Annotated in this window: 19 protein-coding genes; 18 read left to right on the top strand and 1 reads right to left on the bottom strand. The window is 74.3% G+C overall.

Annotated elements, in window-relative coordinates; translation table 11 throughout:
- The coding region (locus ABD220_RS13110) for an AAA family ATPase (RefSeq protein WP_344123262.1) at positions 1-1,914 on the top strand (1,914 nt) is incomplete at its 5' end.
- Positions 1,915-2,008: 94 nt separating this feature from the next.
- On the opposite strand, the gene ABD220_RS13105 is transcribed toward ABD220_RS13110, so the two are convergent.
- Entirely contained in the window at positions 2,009-3,241 is a 1,233-nt protein-coding gene (locus ABD220_RS13105) for an MFS transporter (RefSeq protein WP_344123260.1), read from the bottom strand.
- An 82-nt stretch (positions 3,242-3,323) separates the two neighbouring features.
- Here ABD220_RS13105 and ftsY point away from each other — a divergent pair, with 82 nt between their 5' ends.
- From ftsY to lepB (ABD220_RS13020), 17 genes are all read left to right on the top strand, one after another.
- Complete coding sequence (ftsY, locus tag ABD220_RS13100) at positions 3,324-4,469, top strand: signal recognition particle-docking protein FtsY (protein WP_344123258.1); 1,146 nt, start codon at positions 3,324-3,326, stop codon at positions 4,467-4,469.
- A gap of 208 nt (positions 4,470-4,677) precedes the next feature.
- Positions 4,678-5,991 carry an ammonium transporter gene (locus tag ABD220_RS13095; RefSeq protein WP_344123256.1) on the top strand — a complete coding sequence of 438 codons (1,314 nt, stop codon included), beginning with the start codon at positions 4,678-4,680 and terminating at the stop codon, positions 5,989-5,991.
- Between the two features lie 51 nt (positions 5,992-6,042).
- A complete protein-coding gene (locus ABD220_RS13090; protein ID WP_058874620.1) occupies positions 6,043-6,381 on the top strand; it encodes a P-II family nitrogen regulator in 339 nt (112 codons plus the stop codon).
- 200 nt (positions 6,382-6,581) lie between these two features.
- Complete coding sequence (gene ffh / locus ABD220_RS13085; protein ID WP_344123253.1) at positions 6,582-8,165, top strand: signal recognition particle protein; 1,584 nt, start codon at positions 6,582-6,584, stop codon at positions 8,163-8,165.
- A gap of 7 nt (positions 8,166-8,172) precedes the next feature.
- A complete protein-coding gene (locus ABD220_RS13080) occupies positions 8,173-8,658 on the top strand; it encodes an NUDIX domain-containing protein (protein ID WP_344123251.1) in 486 nt (161 codons plus the stop codon).
- Between the two features lie 73 nt (positions 8,659-8,731).
- Positions 8,732-10,039, top strand: a complete 1,308-nt coding sequence (locus ABD220_RS13075) for a hypothetical protein (protein WP_344123249.1) — start codon at positions 8,732-8,734, stop codon at positions 10,037-10,039.
- Between the two features lie 65 nt (positions 10,040-10,104).
- Positions 10,105-11,637, top strand: coding sequence for a sensor histidine kinase (locus tag ABD220_RS13070; RefSeq protein WP_344123248.1), 1,533 nt, complete (start codon positions 10,105-10,107; stop codon positions 11,635-11,637).
- The gene (locus tag ABD220_RS13065; RefSeq protein WP_344123246.1) at positions 11,634-12,323 is read left to right on the top strand and encodes a response regulator; all 690 of its coding nucleotides are present in this window, start codon (positions 11,634-11,636) and stop codon (positions 12,321-12,323) included. Before ABD220_RS13070 ends, ABD220_RS13065 begins: the two co-directional genes overlap by 4 nt.
- Positions 12,324-12,485: 162 nt before the next feature.
- Positions 12,486-13,427 (top strand): ABC transporter ATP-binding protein, encoded by a 942-nt coding sequence (locus ABD220_RS13060; RefSeq protein ID WP_344123244.1) that lies wholly within the window; start codon positions 12,486-12,488, stop codon positions 13,425-13,427.
- The gene (locus ABD220_RS13055) at positions 13,424-14,605 is read left to right on the top strand and encodes an ABC transporter permease (RefSeq protein WP_344123242.1); all 1,182 of its coding nucleotides are present in this window, start codon (positions 13,424-13,426) and stop codon (positions 14,603-14,605) included. The genes ABD220_RS13060 and ABD220_RS13055 overlap by 4 nt, the downstream gene beginning before the upstream one ends.
- Positions 14,606-14,777: 172 nt before the next feature.
- Positions 14,778-15,215 carry a 30S ribosomal protein S16 gene (rpsP, locus tag ABD220_RS13050; RefSeq protein ID WP_344123240.1) on the top strand — a complete coding sequence of 146 codons (438 nt, stop codon included), beginning with the start codon at positions 14,778-14,780 and terminating at the stop codon, positions 15,213-15,215.
- A gap of 2 nt (positions 15,216-15,217) precedes the next feature.
- Positions 15,218-15,460: an RNA-binding protein gene (locus tag ABD220_RS13045; protein WP_017833757.1), complete on the top strand. Its 243-nt coding sequence runs from the start codon at positions 15,218-15,220 to the stop codon at positions 15,458-15,460.
- 146 nt (positions 15,461-15,606) lie between these two features.
- Positions 15,607-16,248 carry a ribosome maturation factor RimM gene (rimM, locus tag ABD220_RS13040; RefSeq protein WP_344123238.1) on the top strand — a complete coding sequence of 214 codons (642 nt, stop codon included), beginning with the start codon at positions 15,607-15,609 and terminating at the stop codon, positions 16,246-16,248.
- Complete coding sequence (gene trmD / locus ABD220_RS13035; protein ID WP_344123236.1) at positions 16,248-17,138, top strand: tRNA (guanosine(37)-N1)-methyltransferase TrmD; 891 nt, start codon at positions 16,248-16,250, stop codon at positions 17,136-17,138. The genes rimM and trmD overlap by 1 nt, the downstream gene beginning before the upstream one ends.
- Before the next feature lie 196 nt (positions 17,139-17,334).
- Positions 17,335-17,739, top strand: a complete 405-nt coding sequence (gene rplS / locus ABD220_RS13030; protein ID WP_017833754.1) for a 50S ribosomal protein L19 — start codon at positions 17,335-17,337, stop codon at positions 17,737-17,739.
- Positions 17,740-17,755: 16 nt separating this feature from the next.
- A complete protein-coding gene (gene lepB / locus ABD220_RS13025; protein ID WP_344123233.1) occupies positions 17,756-18,436 on the top strand; it encodes a signal peptidase I in 681 nt (226 codons plus the stop codon).
- A gap of 62 nt (positions 18,437-18,498) precedes the next feature.
- Positions 18,499-19,422, top strand: coding sequence for a signal peptidase I (lepB, locus tag ABD220_RS13020; RefSeq protein ID WP_344123231.1), 924 nt, complete (start codon positions 18,499-18,501; stop codon positions 19,420-19,422).
- The last annotated feature ends 30 nt before the right edge of the window (positions 19,423-19,452 follow it).

Genomic DNA, 19,452 nt, shown 5'->3' with positions numbered 1-19,452 from the left:
GCCCCCGACCGGCCCGGGGACCGGCTCGCCGCGGCCGTGCTGCTCGCCGGCGAGGGCGACGACGACGCCCGGCGCGGCGCGGCCGCCGTCCGCGCCCTGCTCGCCGGGACCGTGCTCACGGAGGACGCCGCCACGGCGGCCCGCATCGTGGCCGACCGGCCCGAACTGACGGCCGTCACCCGGGACGGGGACGTGTTCACGGGCACCAGCGCCTGGGGCGGGGCCGCGGAGGCCGCCGGCACGCTCGAGACCCGCGCCGCGGCCGAGGCCGCCGAGGCGGAGCGGGCCGAGCTCGCCGCGGCCCTCGACCGGGCGCGTGCCGCGTCCCGCGCCGCAGCCGGGACCCGGGACACCGCCCGCCGGGCCGCCGAGGAGACCGCGGCAGTGCTGCGCGCCGCGGAGCGGGCGGCGGACCGGGCCGCGTCCGAACTCTCCCGGGTCCGGGCCGTGCTGGGCTCCGCCGAGGCCGAGACCCGGCGCTTCGACGAGCAGGTCGCGGCCGCGCGGCAGCACCTGACCCGCGAGCAGGAGCGGCTGCGCGAGGCCACCGAGCGGCTCGAGGCCGCGGAGCAGCACGGCGAGGAGGACACCGAGACCGTCCAGCTCGAGGCCGCCGCCCGCCGCGACGAGCTGCACCGGGCCGCCACGGCGGCCCGCACCGCGGAGACGGAGGCCCGGCTCGCCCTGCGCTCGCTGGAGGAGCAGGCCCGCGCCCTCGGCAACCGGGCCGCGTCCCAGGAGCGGGCCGCCGCCGCCGAGCGCCGGGCGCGGGAGGAGGCGGAGCGCCGGGCCCGGCGCCGCCGGATCCAGTCCCGCAACGCCGAGGCGGTGCTCGCCGGCGCCGTGCAGCTGCTCGAGCTGGTGGGGGCGTCCGCCGCGGCCGCCGCCGCGGAGCGGGACCGGGCCGAGGCGGTCCGCGCCGGGCTGGACGCGGAGCTGACGGACCTGCGCGCCGCCAACGACCGGCTCGCCGCGCGGCTCGCCCAGCTCACCGACTCAGTGCACCGGGACGAGCTGGCCCGCACCCAGCAGCGCGCCCGGATCCAGGCACTTGAGGACCGCTCCCTCGAGGAACTCGGGCTCACCCCCGACGCGCTCGTGGAGCACTACGGCCCGCACCTGCTGATCCCCGACCCTGGCCCCGACCCCGCGGCGGCGCAGGACGCCGAACGCTCGGCCGGCGCGACGTCGGCGGACGACGACAGCCAGGGCGCCCTGTTCGGCGCCCGGCCCGAGGCCGCGGCAGGCGCCCCCTACGTGCGCGCCGAGCAGGAGGCGCGGCTGCGCCGGGCGGAGAAGGAGCTCGCCTCCCTGGGCAGGGTGAACCCGCTGGCCCTCGAGGAGTTCGCGGCCCTCGAGGAGCGCCACCGCTTCCTCGCCGAGCAGCTCGAGGACCTCAAGCGCTCCCGGCAGGACCTGCGCAGCATCATCCGCGACGTCGACGAGCACGTGGAGCGGGTCTTCACGGAGGCCTACGCCGACACCGCCCGGCAGTTCGAAGACGTCTTCGCCGCCCTGTTCCCGGGCGGGGAGGGCCGGCTGCGCCTCACCGACCCCACCGACATGCTCACCACCGGGATCGACGTCGAGGCGCGCCCGGCCGGCAAGAAGGTCAAGCGCCTGTCCCTGCTCTCCGGCGGGGAGCGCTCGCTGACGGCGATCGCGCTGCTCGTGGCGATCTTCAAGGCGCGCCCCTCGCCCTTCTACGTCATGGACGAGGTCGAGGCGGCCCTCGACGACCGCAACCTCGGGCGGCTGCTGGGCATCTTCCGGCAGCTGCAGGAGACCTCGCAGCTGATCATCATCACCCACCAGAAGCGGACCATGGAGATCGCCGACGCCCTCTACGGGGTGGCGATGCGCGGGGACGGGGTGACCACCGTCATCGGGCAGCGGCTCGCCGAGCTGCGCTGAGCCTCGCTGTCCTGAGCTGCCCCGACCCGGCGGACGCGGCGTCCGGCTCCGGCGGCGCCCCCGGGCCCGCCACCGGACCCGGGCGGCGGCGGCGCTACTGGCCGGCGTCGCGCACCGGTGGTGTGCCGGAGCGCTCCATCGTGTCGCGCACCGGCAACCAGGCCACGGCGGCCAGCAGCATGATCGCCCCGGAGACCCCGAAGGCCCAGCCGAAGCCCGCGGCGTCGGCGAGCGCACCGGCCACCACGGGGCCGAGGATCTGTCCGGCGTCGGCGCTCATCTGGAACCGGGCGAGCACCGGCCCACCCGCCCGGTCCGGCCCGATGACGTCGGCCACGGTCGCCTGCTGGCCCGGGTTCAGGGTCCCGGAGCCCATCCCGGCCACGAGCGAGAGGGCCACGAACCACGGGACGTCCTGGACGAAGCCCAGCCCCATGGTCGCGACCCCGTTGAGCACCAGGCCGCTGAGCACGAGCGGCCTGCGCCCGAACCGGTCCGTGAGCCGGCCCGTGAGCGGCAGGGTCATCGCGTTGCCCGCGGCGTAGACCGCCAGGGCCAGGCCGGCCACGGCCGGACCCGCTCCGAGCACGGCGACCGCGAACAGCGGCACGAGGGCCACCCGGATCCCGTGGGCGGTCCACCCGTGGGCGAAGCTGGAAACCAGGGCGGAGCGGTAGGCCCCCACCCGGTGCGCCTCGGCCACGGTCATGACCGGCTGGTTCCGGCGGTCCTTGCCGGCGCCGAGGACCTCGTCCTTGAGTCGGAAGTGCACCACGGCCACGGCCGCCAGCAGCGACACCGCGTAGATCAGGAACGGCGCCTGCATGCCGAAGCCGGCGAGCAGACCGCCGACCACGGGGCCGAGCACCCCGCCCACCAGGAACGCCGAGGCGTAGTAGCCCGAGACCCGCCCGCGCATCCGCGGCGGGGCCAGTCGCACGATCAGACCCATCGCCGAGATCGTGAACATCACCGAGCCGATCCCGCCGAGGCCCCGGAACAGCAGCAGCTGCCAGTAGGTCTGGGCGAACGCCGTGGCCGCCGAGGACAGCGCGACGATGAGCACGCCGGTCACGTAGGTCGGTCGCTCACCGATCCGGTTCAGGATCCGTCCGCCCGCCGGGGCGAAGAGGAGACGGGCCACGGCGAAGACGCTGACCACGGCCGAGGCCGCGGCCACGCCGACCCCGAAGGTCGTGGCGAACTGGGGGAGCACCGGGGCCACGATGCCGTAGCCGATCGCGATGACGAAGGCGGCGGCGATGAGCACCGTGATCTGCTGGGGAACGCGGTCGCGCTCGGGCGCGGCGGTGGGCTGAACGGGCACCCGTCGAGTCTAGGACCCCGCGCGGCAGCCCGTTCCCGCAGCCACCGGCCCCGCCACCGGGCGGTGTGAGAAGCTGGGCGACGTGGATTCGATACCCGTTCTCGCATACGTGCTCATCGCCGTCGTGGTCCTCGGTCTGCTCGGGCTGGTCCTGCTGCGGGGGCCCAAGGCGCCCCGCGGCGGCTACCCCTCCACCCGGGACCCGGACGACCTCGAGGGCGGCCCCGCCGCGGCCCCCGGGGACCTGGAGCCCGGCACCGCCCCGGCCCCGCCCGCCGACACCCGGTCGGCCCTCGACCGCCCCGAGTCGGCCGCGTCCCGGATGGCGCGCCTGCGCGGGCGGCTGGCCAAGTCCAACAACGTCTTCGGCAAGGGCCTGCTGGCCCTGCTCTCGCGCGACCGCATCGACCAGGACGTGTGGGACGAGATCGAGGAGACGCTGCTGCTCGCCGACCTCGGCACGGACTCGGCCATGGACCTCGTCGAGGCCCTCCAGCGCCGGGTCAAGGTCGAGGGCACCAACGACCCCGCCCACGTGAAGGCCATGCTCCGGGAGGAGCTCATCGCGCTGGTCGACCCGTCGATGGACCGGTCCCTCGCCGTGGAGCGCAAGGGGCCGATCCCCGCCGTCGTCCTCGTGGTGGGCGTCAACGGCGTCGGCAAGACCACCACCGTGGGCAAGCTCGCGCGCGTGCTCGTCGCCGAGGAGAAGGACGTGCTGCTCGGCGCCGCGGACACCTTCCGCGCCGCGGCCGCCGACCAGCTCTCCACCTGGGGCGCCCGCGTGGGCGTGCCCACGGTCCGGTCCGACGTCGAGGGCGCCGACCCCGCCTCGGTCGCCTACGACGCCGTGACCGCCGGCATCGAGCACGAGGCGGACGTCGTGATGATCGACACCGCCGGCCGGCTCCAGAACAAGGCGGGCCTGATGGACCAGCTCGGGAAGATCAAGCGGGTCGTCGAGAAGGCCGCCACCGTCGACGAGGTGCTGCTCGTCATCGACGCCACCACCGGGCAGAACGGCATGACCCAGGCGCGGGTCTTCGCAGAGGTTGTCGACGTCACCGGCATCGTCCTCACCAAGCTGGACGGCACCGCCAAGGGCGGCATCGTGGTGGCCATCCAGAAGAGCCTCGGGGTGCCGGTGAAGCTCATCGGCCTCGGCGAGGGGCCGGACGACCTCGCGCCCTTCGAGCCCGAGAGCTTCGTGGACGCCCTGCTCGACTGATCCGTCCCCCCATCGCCCCACACGCCCGCCGCAGTTCACGTGCCCGTAACCGGTGCGGCGGGCGTGAAACATGCCCGCAACCCCACGCGGCCGTGGGCGAAACATCTCTCTCGGAGACTCGACAGGGAACGGTGCGCACCGGACGACCCCACGGGGAACGGACCGGCGGCACCGATGACCCGACAACCTTCAGAGAGAGGTGCACATCGTGGAAATCACCGCTGGACACGTGTGGACGATCGTCGCGGCCGCCATGGTCTTCTTCATGACCCCCGGCCTGGCCCTGTTCTACGGAGGGATGACCCGCGCCAAGGGCGTCCTGAACATGATGATGATGAGCTTCATCTCCATCGCGTTCGTCTCCGTGGTGTGGGTGCTGTGGGGCTACTCCATGAGCGGCGGGGACCCGCTGCTGGGCGGGCTCACGGGCAGCCCCGTGCCGTCCTTCGCCCTGGCCGACATCATGGGCTCCGAGGACCTCCTCGGCGCGGCCTACGGCGGGACGTTCGCCATCATCACCGTCGCCCTGATCTCCGGGGCGATCGCCGACCGCGCCCGCTTCGGCGCCTGGGCCGTGTTCGTGCCCGTCTGGGCCACGCTCGTCTACGCCCCCCTGGCCTACATGGTCTGGGGCGGCGGGCTGCTCACCGAGGACGGCGCCGTGGGCTCCGCGATCGGCGAGGCCATCGACTTCGCCGGCGGCCTGGTGGTGCACATCAACGCCGGCGTGGCCGCGCTGATCCTCATCCTGATCGTCGGCGCCCGCCAGGGCTTCGGCAAGGACCCGAGCCAGCGCCCCCACAACCTGCCGCTGGTGATGCTCGGCGCCGCGATCCTGTGGTTCGGCTGGTTCGGCTTCAACGCCGGCGCCGCGGGCACCGCCGAGCAGGCCGGGCTCATCTGGATCAACACCCTCGTGGCCCCCTCCGCGGCCATGCTGGGCTGGCTGCTCACCGAGCGCATCCGCGACAAGCACGCCACCTCCCTGGGCGCCGCCTCCGGCGCCGTCGCCGGGCTCGTGGCCATCACCCCGGCCTGCGCGAACGTCTCCCCGGTCTGGGCCGTCGTGATCGGCTTCGTGGCCGGCATCTGCTCCGCGCTCGCCGTGGGCCTCAAGTACCGGATGCGGATGGACGACTCCCTGGACGTCATCGGTGTGCACCTGGTCTCCGGCGTCGTCGGGACCGTGGCCCTGGGCTTCGTGGCGCTGCCCTCCGAGGGCACCGCGGGTCTGTTCTACGGCGGGGGCTCCGGCCTGCTGCTCACCCAGGTGGTGGCGGTGCTCGTCTCGGTCCTGTACTGCGCCGTCCTCACCTTCGTGATCGCCTTCGTGATCGACCGGACCATCGGCTTCCGGATCCCGGAGCGGGACGAGATCGACGGCATCGACATCACCCAGCACGCCGAGTCCGGCTACGCCCTGGCCGGCGACGCCACGGGCTCCTTCAGCCCGGGCCGGCACGTCCCGGGCCGGGACGCCGCGTCCTTCGAGCCCGGCCGCTCCGAGCCGGTGCACAGCTGAGCCGTGCGGTGACCGCCGGCGCAATCCACCCTCACGAAAGGCACCCCTCCCATGAAACTCGTCACTGCGATCGTGCGCCCCGAGAAGTTCAAGGACATCAAGTCCGCCCTCGAGTCCTACGGCGTCCAGGGCATGACGGTCCAGAACGTGCACGGCTACGGGCAGCAGCGCGGGCACACCGAGGTCTACCGCGGCGCGGAGTACACGGTGGACCTGCTCGAGAAGGTCCGGGTCGAGATCCTCGTGGACGACCACCAGGCCACGGACATCGTCGACGTCATCGTCTCCTCCGCCAACACCGGCCGCGCCGGTGACGGCAAGGTGTGGGTCACGGACGTGCACCAGGCCGTGCGCGTGCGCACGGGGGAGCGCGACGAGACGGCGCTCTGAGCCCGCCCGCCCCGACGGCCGGTCCCCTCCCACCGGAGGGCACCGGCCGTCCTCGTCCGGGTCCGGCGACGGGGACGGGGCCCGCACCGCCCGGAGTTGCTAACCTTGGACACTGACCCGCCACACCGGGCCGGGCCGCGGCCCGCGGCGCAGACCGCGGGTCACCGGCCGCCTCCCTCGACGAAAGCAGCTTTCGACCCGTGTTCAATTCACTGTCCGACCGGTTGACCGCCACCTTCAAGAACCTCAAGGGCAAGGGACGCCTGACCGAGGCGGACGTCGACGCCACCGTGCGGGAGATCCGCCGCGCCCTGCTGGACGCCGACGTCGCCGTCCCGGTCGTGCGCGAGTTCACCGCCGCGGTCAAGGAGCGCGCCCTCGGGCTCGAGGTCTCCGAGGCGCTGAACCCCGGCCAGCAGGTCGTGAAGATCGTCAACGAGGAGCTGCAGAACATCCTCGGCGGCCGGACCCGCCGGATCCGGATGGCCAAGACCGGGCCCACGATCATCATGCTCGCCGGCCTCCAGGGCGCCGGCAAGACCACCCTGGCCGGCAAGCTCGGCAAGTGGCTCAAGGGCCAGGGGCACCGCCCCCTGCTCGTGGCCTCCGATCTCCAGCGGCCCAACGCGGTCACCCAGCTGAAGGTCGTGGGCGAGCGCGCCGGGGTGCCGGTCTTCGCACCGCACCCGGGCACCACCTCGGAGTTCGACGACCCCACGGGCGACCCCGTGCAGGTCGCCCGGGACGGCGTGGCCCAGGCCCGTGCGCGCCTGCACGACGTGGTCATCGTGGACACGGCCGGCCGCCTCGGCATCGACGAGGCGCTGATGGCGCAGGCCCGTGACATCAGGGACGCCGTCCAGCCCGACGAGGTCCTCTTCGTGATCGACGCGATGATCGGCCAGGACGCCGTGAACACGGCCCAGGCCTTCAACGAGGGCGTCGACTTCACGGGCGTGGTCCTGTCCAAGCTCGACGGCGACGCCCGCGGCGGCGCCGCGCTGTCCGTGGCCTCCGTGACCGGCAAGCCCATCATGTTCGCCTCCACCGGGGAGAACGTCGACGACTTCGAGCAGTTCCACCCGGACCGCATGGCGTCCCGGATCCTCGACATGGGCGACGTCCTGACGCTGATCGAGCAGGCCGAGAAGCAGTGGGACCGCGACGAGGCCGAGAAGATGGCCCGGAAGTTCACCGACCAGGAGGACTTCACCTTCGAGGACTTCCTCGCCCAGATGCAGCAGCTGCGCAAGATGGGCTCGATGAAGAAGATGCTCATGATGATGCCGGGCGCCGCCGGCATGCGTGAGCAGCTCGAGAACTTCGACGAGCGCGAGATCGACCGCGTCGAGGCCATCGTCCGCTCGATGACCCCGCACGAGCGGGTGGCGCCCAAGATCATCAACGGCTCCCGCCGCGCCCGCATCGCCAAGGGATCGGGCGTGACCGTCTCCGAGGTCAACCAGCTCATGGAGCGCTTCGCCCAGGCGCAGAAGATGATGAAGCGCCTCGCCCAGGGCAAGGGCGTGCCGGGCATGCCCGCCGGCATCCCCGGCATGCCCGGCGCGGGCGGCGGCCCGAAGAAGGGCAAGGGCAAGGGCTCCGCGAAGAAGGGCGGGTCCCGCTCCGGCAACCCCGCCAAGCGGGCCCAGGAGAACGCGGCCCTCGAGCAGCAGCGCAAGCAGAAGGCGCCCGCCGGGTCGGCGTTCGGCGCCGCCCCGGGGCAGCCGGACCCCGCGGAGCTGAACCTGCCCAAGGGCTTCGAGAAGTTCCTGGGACAGTGATCGCGCCGTGAGCTCCTACCTGTCCGAGGCCGAGCTGAAGCAGTTCGTGGACTCCCTGCCGACCCGCCGCCTCGCCGCGGAGGCCCTCATCCGCGATCCGGCGGGCCGCGTGCTGCTGGTCGAGCCCAACTACAAGTCCGACTGGACCGTGCCCGGGGGCACCGTCGAGGCGGGGGAGGACCCCCGCACCGGGTGCTTCCGCGAGGTGGTCGAGGAGGTCGGCCTGCACCTGCCGGAGGGCCGGCTCCTCGTCGTCCACCACGGCGTGGCCATGGGGCTGTGGGGGGACTCCGTGTCCTTCGTCTACGACGGCGGCGTCATCGGCGCCGACACGCCCATCACGATCCAGGAGGAGGAGCTGCTCAGCCACCGCTGGACGGCCCCCGAGGACCTGGACCGGTACCTGCGGCCCGCGCTGGCCCGCCGCCTGCGGGCGGGCCTGGTCGCCCTTCAGGACGGCACCACGGCCGAGCTCGTCGACGGGCCCCGCTGAGCGGATCGCCGGCCCCCGTGGGGCGCTGACCGGCCCCCCGGGGCGGCGGCGGCGACGGCGTAGCATGGACGCCATGACCCCACTCCCCGCCGACGACCTCGCATCCCCCACCTCCGCGTGGGACCTGGTCCCCGCCACGGTGCAGTGCGCGACGGAGGCCACCGGGCCCGACGGCTCCGGGCAGCGCCCCACCTGCGAGGGGATGCGCCAGGTCATCGCCCGGCACCGCCTGATCAGCGCCTACGCCGAAGGTCCCCGGGCGACGCAGCTGATGTTCCTCGCCGACGCCGAGGGCCGGCTCGCGCAGGCCGCCGAGGACGGCTCCGTGCAGCCCGGGTGCACCCTCGACGAGCTCTCCGCGACCCTCGTGCAGACGACCGGCCAGCCGCTCCAGCCCGAGCACCCCGGGCTGCGCCGGGTGCTGCTCGTGCACCTGGACGCCCCCGAGCTGCCCGTGCTGGCGGCCCTGTCCGGCACCGGCTTCACCGCCGTGTCCCGGCACGGCTGGTCCGTGGTGGTCTTCGACGCCGAGGTCGACTTCTGGGCCGTGCGCACCGGCCTCGCCGAGACCGCCGTGGCGCTGTCCTCGGACGGGGCCGCCCGCTCCTTCGAGGTGCTGCTCGCCGGGGAGGACCCCGCGGCCGTCACCGATCTCGAGGCGGCCGACGCCGTGTGCGCCCTGGAGTGGGGCCCCGACTGGCTCCCCGCGGGCGGTCTGGCCGCCGAGGCCGGGGAGACGCCGGCCGGCCGGTTCGAGCGCGACCTCGTCCGGCTGTGCTCCGGGGGCACCTCGGACCTGCAGATCGAGTCCGTGGCCTCCGTCTTCGACCTCGACCCGGCCGAGACCAACCGGCTGCGCAACTACGTGCTGGGGGAGTCCACCGACCTGGTCCTGGAGTCCGTCCTGCAGGTGCTGGGCCTGCCCGTGCTCGCCGCGAAGGTCGTCGAGGGCCGTCGGGAGCTCGCGGGGACGGAGGGCGCCGAGCACTACGAGCCCACGGGCGTCGGCTCGGCGCTGCTGCGCGGGATGACCATCGAGCCCACCGGCGACGGGCTGCTCGCCCGGTACCAGCGGGCCCTCGTCCGTCGGCCGGAGCTGCTGCTGGCCGTCGTGGGCACCGAGACCGCCCTGGGGGTGGGGCTCGCCGGGGCGGCCCGGCGCGGCGGTGCCGGGGCGCGCGTGCTGGGCACCCTCTCCGCGGCGCTGCTCGCGGACGCCGCCGCGGAGAGCGCCTACTACGCCGCCCTGCGCGGGGCGCGCCGCCGGCGTGGCGAGGAGCGGCCGCCGGCCGCCGGACCCGCCGCCCAGCTCCCGGGCACGGTCCCCGCCCCGGGCCCGCGGGCGCGGCTGCGCCGCTTCTTCGGCCTGCACGGAGGCTGAGCGCTCCCGCAGGATCCGCCGCGGGGCGGAAGTCCCACGCCGCCGCCGCGGGCTAGCGTGGGGGCGTGCAGATCCGACCCACCCCTGACCCGGACAGCGACCCGGACATCGGCCCGCACAGCGACCCGGACACCGGGCCTGACGCCGCTCCGGCCGCGGCCCGGCGCGCTCCGCTCGCCACGCGCGTCACGGCCTGGCTGAACGACCCCGAGGACCCGTTCTGGTCCCGGCCCGCGCCCACGGCGGCCCAGCGGCGCAACGACGTGCTGGCCGCCCTGGGCTTCCTGCTGGTCGCGCTCGTGGCCTCCGTGCTCGTGCACAGCTACGCTGGGCTCGCGGAGGGGGACGAACCCTGGCGCTTCTACCTCAGCACCGTGCTCATCGTGGTGCCCCTCGCCCTGCGCCGGCGCTTCCCCCTGCCGGTCGTGGTCGCGTCCTCCGCGCTGTTCCTGGGACTGACCTATGCGAGCCCCACGGCCGCCATGACGCTGCCCTTCCAGGGCGCGTACTTCGCGGCCCTCTACGCCGCCGTCGCCTGGTCGCGCGACCGCCAGGCCCTGTGGGTCGCGATGTCGGTGGTCGTGGGGACCATGAGCCTGTGGCTGCTCGGCGCCTTCACCATCACCAACGCCTACGCGGACTTCCTCACCGGGCTGGGCGAGGTCGACGGGCCGCTGCCCCAGCTGCCGTCCTACGCGGTGTTCACCCTGCTCGTGAACACCGTGTACTTCGGCGGGGCGGTGCTGGCCGGGCGCGCGTCCTGGCGGGCCGCGCTCCAGCAGCACCGCCTCGCGGCCCAGGCGCAGCGGATCCGGGAGCAGTCCGCGGAGATCGCCCGGCGCGCCGTCGTCGACGAGCGGCTGCGCATCGCCCGGGAGCTGCACGACGTCGTCGCCCACCACGTGTCCGTGATCGGGATCCAGGCCGGGGCGGCGCGCAAGGTCCTGGACCGTGACCCCGCCGCCGCCACCGCCGCCCTGCGGACCATCGAGGCGTCCAGCCGGACGGCGGTGGGGGAGATGCGCCAGCTGCTCGGCGTGCTGCGCGCCGAGGGCGAGGACGGCGCTCCCGGACACGGCACGGGCACGGCGGCCGCGCGGCGGCCGGACCCGGGTCTCACCGACATCGCCGCGCTGGCCCGCCGGCACGCCGAGAACGGGCTCGCGGTGGACGTCCGCACGGTCGAGGACGTCCCCGGTGACCTGGACAGGATCCCCCCGGCGCTCGGCCTGTCCGCCTTCCGGTGCGTCCAGGAGTCGCTGTCCAACGTGATCCGCCACTCCACGGCCACCACCGCGTCCGTCACCCTGCGCACCGGCCGCGGGTCCGAGGGGCCGTGGTTCGAGCTCGAGGTGCTCGACGACGGCTCACCCCGCCGCGGCACCGCAGGCACCGGGTTCGGCCTCCAGGGACTGCGCGAGCGCGTCCGCCTGCACGGCGGTGAGGCGGATATCGGGCCGCGCTCGGGCCGGTCCGGCTGGCGGGTCCGCACCCGCTGTCCTCTGCCCCCCGGCGGTGCGGGGGGAGACGCCCCGGACCATGCCGCCGCTGCCGGCCTCGGCGCCGCGGACGGGATTCTGCGAGGATCGGAGGCATGATCCGCGTCCTGCTCGCCGACGACCACGCCCTCGTGCGCTCCGGCTTCGCCATGGTCCTGTCCGTGGAGGACGACATCGAGGTCGTGGCCCAGGCCTCCGACGGCGCGGAGGCCGTCACCGCCGCCCGCGACGGGGCGGTGGACGTGGCCCTGCTCGACGTGCAGATGCCGGTCATGGACGGCATCGAGGCCACCCGCCGGATCGTCGGGACCGGGTGCGCCAAGGTCGTGATCGTCACCACGTTCGACCGCGAGGACTACCTCTTCGACGCGCTCGCGGCCGGGGCCAGCGGATTCCTGCTGAAGAACGCCGACCCGGACGACCTCGTGGAGGCCGTCCGCGCCGTGGCCGGCGGCCACGCACTGCTCGCCCCCGAGGCGACGCTGCGCGTCATCCGGGCCCTGACCACGCACGCCCCGGTCCCCGCCCCCGAGTCCGCTCCCGTCCCGGCCGATCCGGCGCCCCCCGACCCCGAGCGGCGCCGGATCGTCGACTCCCTCACCGATCGGGAGCACGAGGTGCTGCTGCTGGTCTCGGACGGGCTGTCCAACGCGGAGATCGCCCAGCGGCTGTTCCTCGGACCCGCCACCGTCAAGACCCACGTGTCGAACATCCTCGCGAAGACGGGCTCCCGGGACCGGGTGCAGGCCGTCGTCTTCGCCCACCGGGCGGGCCTGGTCGGCTGAGCCGGCTCCGCCCCGGGGCGGAGGCCGCCGGCCGGAGCCCGGTCCGCGGGGCTCCCGCAGTCCGCCCGGGTGGGGATCCCCCGTGGCCCCCGCGTTCGTAGGCTGGGGACCGAGCCGCCCGGCACCCACCGGGCGGACGCACCCCGAGAGGACCCCGGGCCCATGAGCACCAGCACCACCCCAGCGGCGACCACCACCCGCTTCCGGCGCCGCCCCGAGGGGCACGTCCTGGAGGCGCGGGGCCTGAGCCGGTCCTTCGGGGGCCGCACCGTGGTCGAGGACGTCTCCTTCCGGGTCGAGCCCGGCCGGATGACCGGTTTCGTCGGCGCCAACGGCGCCGGCAAGACCACGACCATGCGGATGCTCATGGGCGTGCTCCGCGTCTCCTCCGGCGAGGTCCTGTGGGACGGCCGGCCCGCCACGGCGGCGGACCGCGCCGGCTTCGGGTACATGCCCGAGGAGCGGGGGCTCTACCCGAAGCAACCGGTGCTCGACCAGCTCGGCTACCTCGGCCGGCTCCACGGCATGGACCGCCGCGACGCCCTCGCGGAGGCCGGGCGGCTGCTGGAGCGCTTCGGTCTGGCGGGCCGCGGGCGGGACAAGCTGGAGTCCCTCTCCCTCGGCAACCAGCAGCGGGTGCAGGTCGCCGCCGCGCTCCTGCACGGGCCCGCGGCCCTGGTGCTGGACGAGCCGTTCTCCGGGCTGGACCCCGTGGCGGTGGACTCCATGGTCGAGCTGCTGCGCGAGCACACGGCCCAGGGCGTGCCCGTGCTCTTCTCGAGCCATCAGCTCGACCTCGTCGACCGGCTCTGCGACTCCCTGGTCATCCTCTCCGGCGGCCGGGTCCTGGCCGCCGGAGAGGCCGACGACCTGCGCCGCGCCGGCCCCCGCCGGCACCGGCTGCGCTGCGAGCAGGACGCCGGCTGGGTGCGGGACCTCCGGGGCGTGCGCGTCGTCGACGTCGACGGACCGTCCGCCGTGCTCGAGCTCGACGACGCCGCCGCCCGCCGCCGCGTGCTCGAGGCCGCCGTGCCCCGCGGACTCCTGGAGTTCGCCGAGATCGTGCCCGCCCTGTCCGACGTCTACCGCGAGGTCACCCGATGAGCGCCCGCCCGCCCGCCCCCCGTCCGTGGTGGATCGTCACGACCCGCGAGATCTCCGTCAAGCTGCGCGACCGGTCCTTCCTGCTCTCCACCGTGGTCACGGTGCTGCTCGTGGCCGCCTCGATCGCCGCCTCGGCCCTGTTCGGCGGCCGGCCCGCCGAGCACGTCCTGGCGACCGCGGCGCCCGAGGCCGCGCCCGTCGCGGCGCGGGCCGCGCAGGCGCTGGCCGAGAGCGGCGACGACACCCTCACCGTGCACTCCGCCGGCTCCCCGGACGCCGCCCGCCGGGCGGTGGCCGGCGAGACCGCCGACGCCGCGCTGTTGCGGGGCCTCGACGGGTGGACGGTGGTCGGCCAGGACGACGTCGACCCCGCGCTCGCCCGGGTCCTCGAGCAGGCCGTGGCCGAGGAGACCCTCGCGGCCAACGCCCGGGCGGCCGGGACGACCGCCGAGGAGCTCACCGCGGGCGCCGAGGTGCGCACCGAGCTGCTGTCCGGCGGGCAGGACCGCGGCCCCGCGCGGCTCGTCATGGGTTTCGTCTTCGCATTCCTCTTCTACCTGGCCGCCGTCCTCTTCGGCATGGCCATCGCCAATTCCGTGCTCGAGGAGAAGCAGAACCGGGTGGTGGAGATCCTGGCCACGGCCGTCCCGGTCCGGCAGCTGCTCTACGGCAAGGTGCTCGGCAACTCCCTGCTCGCGTTCGCGCAGATCGGCCTCTACGCCGCGGTCGGCCTCATCGGCGTCAACGTCACGGGCGCCGCCGCGGACGTCGGCTGGATCCTCGCCGCGTCCGGGTGGTTCGTGGCCTTCTTCGTGGCGGGCTTCGCCGCGCAGGCCTCCGTCTGGGCGGTCCTCGGTTCCCTGGCCTCCCGCTCCGAGGACCTCCAGACGAGCACCGGGCCGATCATGACCGTGCTCATCGGGGCCCTCGTCGTGGGCCTCTACGCCGAGGGCGCCTGGCTCACGGCCGCCTCCTTCGTGCCGGTCGTCTCCTCGGTGGCCATGCCCGTCCGGATGCTCGACGGCGGCGTGGCGTGGTGGCAGCCGGTGCTGTCCCTCACCGTCGCCCTGGCCGCCGCCTGGGTGCTGCTGCGCCTCGGCGAGCGGATCTACCAGCGCGCCGTCTTCCAGGGCGGGCGCGCCCTCACGTGGCGGGAGGCCGCGCGCCTCGAGCAGTGAGCGCACCGTGCGCCGCGGACTTGACGGCGTCTGGCATACTGGACGGGTACTCGATGCGTGCGGTCCCTCTCGCCGCACGTTTCTCGTGTCCACGGAACCCCTGTGACCGGCCCGCCCCACGGGAGCGAGACCAGGCGTTCACCTCATCCAAGAACCAGGAGAGTCCACACCAGTGGCTGTTAAGATCCGTCTCAAGCGCATGGGCAAGATGCGCGATCCCCGCTACCGCCTCGTCGTCGTCGACTCCCGCAAGAAGCGCGACGGCCGCGTCATCGAGGAGATCGGCAAGTACCACCCGACCGAGCACCCCTCCTACATCGAGGTCGTCTCGGACCGGGCCCAGTACTGGCTCGGCGTCGGCGCCCAGCCGTCCGAGGCCGTCGCCGCCATCCTGAAGGTGACCGGCGACTGGCAGCGGTTCAAGGGCGAGGAGGGCGCCGAGGGCACCCTCCGGCAGCCCGAGCCCAAGGGCGAGTTCGTCGCCCCCGACAAGGGCTCCGTGATCGTCCCCGAGGCGATCACCCCCAAGGGCGAGAAGGCCGCCGAGCCCGCCGCCCCCGGTGCCCAGTCCGACGACGCCCCCGCGGCTGACGCCGAGAAGGCCGAGTAGTCGTGCTCGCCGACGCGTTGGAGCACCTGGTCCGCGGGATCGTGGACAGCCCCGATGACGTCGACGTCCGTGTCAAGAGCGGGCGCCGGTCGGAGACCCTCGAGGTCCGGGTGCACCCGGACGACCTCGGGCGGGTCATCGGCCGCCAGGGCCGCACGGCCAAGGCCCTGCGCACCGTCGTGGGCGCGCTGGCCGAGGACGGCCCGGTCCGGATCGACGTCGTCGACACCGACCGCACCCGCTGAGGCGCCCACCGGGCGCCCCGGCGTCCGGCTCCGCGCCGCCCGCACGGTCCCCGCATCCGCACCGGATGCGGGGACCGTCGGCTTTCCGCCTCCCGCCACCGCACCCCGTTCCCGCGGCCGACCGGCCGCCGACCCCCAGGAGATCCATGAAGGTCCAGGTCGCCCGCGTGGGCAAGCCCCACGGCATCCGGGGTGAGGTCACCGTGCAACTGTTCACCGACGCCCCGGAGGAGCGCTTCGCCCCCGGCGCCCGGCTGCTGCTCGAGCCCCCCGTCCCCCTCGCGCCCGACGGCATGGTCACCGTGCACCGGGCGCGCTGGAACAAGTCCGTGCTCGTGGTGGCCCTCGAGGAGGTCCCCGACCGCAACGGGGCCGAGACCCTGCGGGGCACCCGCCTCTACGCCGAGGCGCTGGAGGAGGACCCGGAGGCCGACGAGTGGTACGAGCACGAGCTCGTCGACCTCGAGGTGCGCACCGGCCCCGAGGACGGCTCCGGACCGCGGATCGGCGTGGTCACCGGTCTGCGCACCCTGCCGGTCCAGGACCTGCTGGAGATCGAGCTCGACGAGGGCCGGCGCGAGGCAGTGCTCCCCTTCGTCGAGGAGATCGTGCCGGTCGTCGACCCCGAGGCGGGCTACGTGGTGGTGACCCCGCCCCCGGGACTGCTCGAGCTCGGCCTCGGCGACGGGAGCACCGACGACGGGAGCACCGGCGACGGGAGCACCGGCGGCGAGGGCGGCCCGGCCGCCGGCAACACCGTGGACGGGGCGCCCGAGGGCGATCGCTGATGCGCATCGACGTCGTCAGCATCTTCCCGGAGTACCTCTCCGCCCTGGACCTCTCGCTCATCGGCAAGGCCCGGCAGCAGGGGCTGCTGGAGCTGACCGTGACGGACCTGCGCGGGTTCACCACCGACCGGCACCGCACCGTGGACGACACCCCCTACGGCGGCGGGGCCGGCATGGTCATGAAGCCGGAGCCCTGGGCCGCGGCGCTGGGCGCCGTCCTCGAGGGCGGCCCCGCGGCCGCGGTGGGACGCCCGGCCGTGGCGGGTCCCGCACCGGCGGCGGTCCCCGGGGCCGCGACGGGGCCCTCGGCGCCGGGGGAGCGCCCGGTGCTGGTCGTGCCGTCGCCGGCCGGCGAGGTCTTCACCCAGGCCACCGCCCGCGAGCTGGCCCTCCGGGAGCACCTCGTCTTCGCCTGCGGGCGCTACGAGGGCATCGACGAACGCGTCGTGGACTGGTCCCGCGAGCACTTCGAGGTCCGGCCCATGAGCCTCGGTGACTACGTCCTCAACGGCGGGGAGGTCGCCGTGCTGGCCATGGTCGAGGCCATCGGCCGGCTCGTGCCCGGCGTGGTCGGCAATCCCGCATCCCTCGTGGAGGAGTCCCACGCGGACGGTCTGCTGGAGTACCCCGTCTACACCAAGCCCGCGCTGTGGCGGGACCGGCCGGTCCCCGAGGTCCTGCTCTCGGGCCACCACGGCCGGATCGCGCGGTGGCGGCGCGACCGTCAGCTGCAGCGCACCGCGGCCCGCCGTCCCGACCTCGTCGCGTCCCTCGACCCGGCGCGCCTGGACCGAGCGGACCGCGCCGTCCTGGCCGAGGCCGGCTGGATCGTCTCGGCCGGACGCGTGGTGCGCGCCGGGGACGGCGCCCCCGGAGAACCTGTGGCATAATGTTCAGCTGTGTGTCTGCTGGGCACGCCCCTGCCGCAGGGGGATGAGCGACCAACAGCCGGGCACCCGGGGACCCCGCACGGGGCACCCGTCACCACGTCTTGCGGATCCAGCACCAGGACCGGGCACCGTCCCGCCCCCACGGATCCGTGCCGACCCACGTGAGCGACCTGCGGCGTTCACCAGGAGAGCCACCATGAACATCCTCGACCAGCTCGACGCCAAGTCGCTGCGCAGCGACGTCCCCGACTTCCGTCCGGGCGACACCCTCAACGTGCACGTCAACATCGTCGAGGGCAGCCGCTCCCGTGTGCAGGTCTTCAAGGGCTTCGTCCTCGGCCGCCAGGGCGCCGGCGTGCACGAGACCTTCACCGTCCGCAAGGTCTCCTTCGGCGTGGGCGTGGAGCGCACCTTCCCGGTGCACTCCCCGGTCATCGAGAAGATCGAGGTCGTCACCCGCGGTGACGTCCGCCGCGCGAAGCTCTACTACATGCGCGACCGCCACGGCAAGGCCGCCCGCATCCGCGAGAAGCGCGACAACACCACGGCCAAGTCCTCGAAGTCCGGCAAGGCCGTCAAGTCCGGCAAGTCCGGCAAGTAGGACAGCGCGCGCTTCGGTGCCCACCGGAACCCGCGCACAGGGCCCCCGCACCACCGGGTCCCACGCCGTCCGGCGAGAACGCCAGTCCCGTGCTCGGGACTGGCGTTCCGTCGTCCTCGCACTCCTGGTGGCCGTGCTCGTCACCGGTCTGCTGCGCGGGTTCGTGGTGGACGTCTACTGGATCGGGTCGGACTCGATGCAGCCCACGGTCGAGCCGGGGGACCGGGTGCTCGTGGGCAAGCTCGTCGACGAGACCCGACTGCGCCGGGGCGACCTCGTCGTCTTCGACGGCCGGGGCAGCTTCGCCCCGCTGCACAGCGACGACCCGTGGCCCGCGCAGGTGCTGCAGAGCATCGGCCGGTGGAGCGGGCTCGCCGGCTCGGACAGCGTGTACCTCAAGCGGGTCATCGGCACCCCGGGGGACACCGTCTCCTGCTGCGGTCCCTCGGGGCGCCTCGAGGTCGACGGGGAGGAGATCAGTGAGGACTACGTCCTCGAGGGCGACCGCCCCAGCGAGGTCGAGTTCACCGTGGTGGTCCCCGAGGGCCGGCTCTGGCTGATGGGCGACCACCGGTCGGTGTCGGTGGATTCGCGAAGTCTGCTCGGCGCGCCCGGTGGCGGACTGGTCCGAGCGGATAAGGTCATCGGAGAACCTCTTGCTGTTCTGTGGCCCCGGGACCGGGCCGGGCAGCTCTGACGCGATCCGCACGGATCCGGATCCGGACGCCCAGCGGCGTCCGCCCAGGAAGGACGACAGCAGTGGCCGACAGGACCCAGCCCGCCGGCGACGGCGTGCCCCAGGAGAACCGCGGTGTCCCGGGCGATGCCGCCGTTCCCCTCCCGGCAGCGCCCACCGCCGGTACGGAGCGCGCCACCGCGACCCCTGCGGCCACCGCGACCCCTGCGGGCACCGAGTCCGAGGCGGACCCGGCGTCGCCGCGCCGCGCCGGACGGCGCGCGGGCGGCAGACGCTCGCGCAAGAAGCGCCCCGACACCTTCTGGGGCTCGGCCCGGGAGATCCTGCTCGTCTTGGTCTGGGCCGTGCTCATCGCCTTCGTGGTGAAGACCCTCCTCGTGCGCGGGTTCTACATCCCGTCCGGCTCGATGGAGAACACCCTCCAGCTCAACGACCGCATCTTCGTCAACGTGCTCGAGCCCACGTTCGGCGACCTCGAGCGCGGTGACATCGTGGTCTTCGAGGACGCCAAGGGGTGGCTGCCGGCCCAGCCCGACAGCGGGGGCGGGCCCACCGACGCCGTCTACGACGCCCTGGCCTTCGTCGGGGTGCTGCCCGACCGCACGGACCAGCACCTCATCAAACGCGTCATCGGGGTCGGGGGCGACACCGTGGTGTGCTGCGACGCCTCGGGACGGGTCACGGTCAACGGCGAGGCCCTCGAGGAGCAGGACGCCTACCTCCACCCCGGGTCCGCGCCCTCGGAGCTCGAGTTCGAGGTCGAGGTCCCCGAGGACCACTACTTCGTGCTGGGTGACCACCGGGACGCGTCCGCCGACGCCCGGGTGCACCTGGCCGAGATCGCGGACAACGGCGCGTTCATCAGCCACGACGACGTCGTGGGCACCGCCTTCGTCATCGCCTGGCCGCTCGACCGGTTCCAGCTGCTCCAGAACCCCTCCGAGGTCTTCGCGGACGTTCCCGACCGGTCTGCCGGTGGCTCCTGAGCCCCGGCGGGCACCGCGCCGGCCGCCGCC

The sequence above is a fragment of the Kocuria aegyptia genome, assembly GCF_039530085.1.
Lineage (GTDB): Bacteria > Actinomycetota > Actinomycetes > Actinomycetales > Micrococcaceae > Kocuria > Kocuria aegyptia.
The sequence above is the reverse complement of the archived record's forward strand: the minus strand, read 5'-3'. Positions and strand labels throughout refer to the sequence as shown.